Consider the following 1,696-nt stretch of genomic DNA (forward strand, 5'->3'; position numbering starts at 1 on the left):
GTCGCGACGAAGGCGACGACGCCTTCGCGGTCGGCCGGGCCGCCGCCTTCGACGAACAGGATGCGAAGGCAGAGCCATTTCGACTGCATCGCCCAAGCGGTGGTGGCGGCGCGATCGAACGCGGCGCGGCTCTCGGCGACGAGCGTGTTGGCGAGATAGTCGATGTCGCCGTGCGTGTAAGCCGTGTAGCGTGAGCGCATCAGCGCTTCGGCCGTCGGCGGACTGGCTTCGCCCGCGAGATACGGACCGCAGCAGGCATCAAAGGTGAGATCGGAGCCGCATGGACATCGCATGATCAGAGGCTACCACGGCCGCGTGCAGCGAAAAACCTGGGACGAACGAACTGCGCGACTTGTTACGATCGCATGGCTCTGACCGTGATGGCCTTGCGTGCCTCGTCGCCGCGCGGCTGACAAGCCGATCGACTCCTAGTCGTCGCTCCACCGATCCCGTCCCGCCCAATAGGGGCAGTACGGGCAGTCCTCGCCTGAGGGATAATCGATCTCCTCCTCGTGCGGGCAGCCGATGATGCGATCGACCATGGAGATCGAATGCACGCCGCGGCTGCGCAGGTGCTCGGCCATCGCCTGGAAGATCGCCGCGTCCTCCCGCACGTCGCTTCCTTCCGAAATCCACCGCCGTACGTCCGCCTCGGCACCTTCATGCGCAATGATGCCGACGGCGACCTTGGAGGCGCGGTCGCGATCAGGTCCATAGAAAGCGATGGTGCCGACCGGATAGCCGCGCATTCCCTGCTTGGCTTTTTTCCTGAGCCACTTTTCGGGTTGAGGACCAATCTTCATCGAGGCTGCCCGCAGTCAGTCGCCGATGCCGCATGGACATCGCATGCGGCAGACTAACACGGCCGCTTGCATGACACACGCGACCACGCGATTCGCGTGACGTTTTTATGATCATGCCCGCTGTGACTGCAAAGACGCAGCCCGCGGTTCATCTCGCGCGGCGCGTGTGGACGCGCGCGCGGCGCCGTTTCGAATCCGCGAATCTCGTGTTAACCATTGGTCAAGAAGTGGGTGTTGGGCGCTGAGTTGAACCGGCCCGGCCCCGCGCGGATAGAAAATTTTCGGACGTCGCACCGTTTCATCAAACGTGGCGTTCCGCGCCGCGAGCCTGCGCTTTGCGTCATTCGCGAGCGCGACCGCGCGATCCCCGACGCACCTTTGTTCGCGCGATGGCTGCCAAGCCGTAATCGATGAGAAGCCCGCGATCGAGATGCGGGCCTGCCGCTTTGATCCTCATTCTGCATCACCTGATGCCGGCGCGACGGCGTGGCCCTGGAGTCACGCGGGCGCAGCCTAAGGGCATCACGACCGAATGGAGCGGCTCCGATGGCCGATGAGTCTGTTGCGTCAATCATCCCGTGGAATCCACCAGAGATCACCAATGCCCGCGGGCACCGCGTGCGCGTCACCAAACTGGACGATCCGCCCAACTTCGACACCAAGTCCAGATCGAGACCCCAATCCAGGCCCAAGCCGAAAGCCAAGAAGACCCCACGCAAAGCCAAAGCCGTCGCGCCTGCGGATGATGGACTGCAGGGATCGGAGGGACTGATCGCACCTGACTTCCTCGAGCTCGTCGAGGCCCAGGCCAAGCGCCCGGCGCGGCCGGCCAGCGCGCGGCACCAAGGCAAGACAGGCCCGGAGGCTGTCGTCGCGACGCCGGTCGCGTCGGC

At 64.6% G+C, this 1,696-nt stretch carries 2 protein-coding genes and 1 pseudogene; 1 reads left to right on the plus strand and 2 read right to left on the minus strand.

From position 1 onward, the window contains the following. Both WA702_RS08185 and WA702_RS08190 read right to left on the minus strand, forming a co-directional pair. A partial coding sequence (locus tag WA702_RS08185) for a YchJ family protein (protein ID WP_425110021.1) occupies positions 1-293 on the minus strand: 293 nt, incomplete at its 3' end. A gap of 135 nt (positions 294-428) precedes the next feature. Then, positions 429-749: a hypothetical protein gene (locus WA702_RS08190; RefSeq protein WP_425110022.1), complete on the minus strand. Its 321-nt coding sequence runs from the start codon at positions 747-749 to the stop codon at positions 429-431. 600 nt (positions 750-1,349) lie between these two features. Between WA702_RS08190 and WA702_RS08195 the strand changes: the two are divergent. Then, positions 1,350-1,696 (plus strand): annotated as a pseudogene (locus tag WA702_RS08195) (hypothetical protein); the annotation flags it as partial.

The sequence above is a fragment of the Bradyrhizobium sp. genome, from assembly GCF_049798375.1.
Taxonomy (GTDB): Bacteria; Pseudomonadota; Alphaproteobacteria; order Rhizobiales; family Xanthobacteraceae; genus Bradyrhizobium.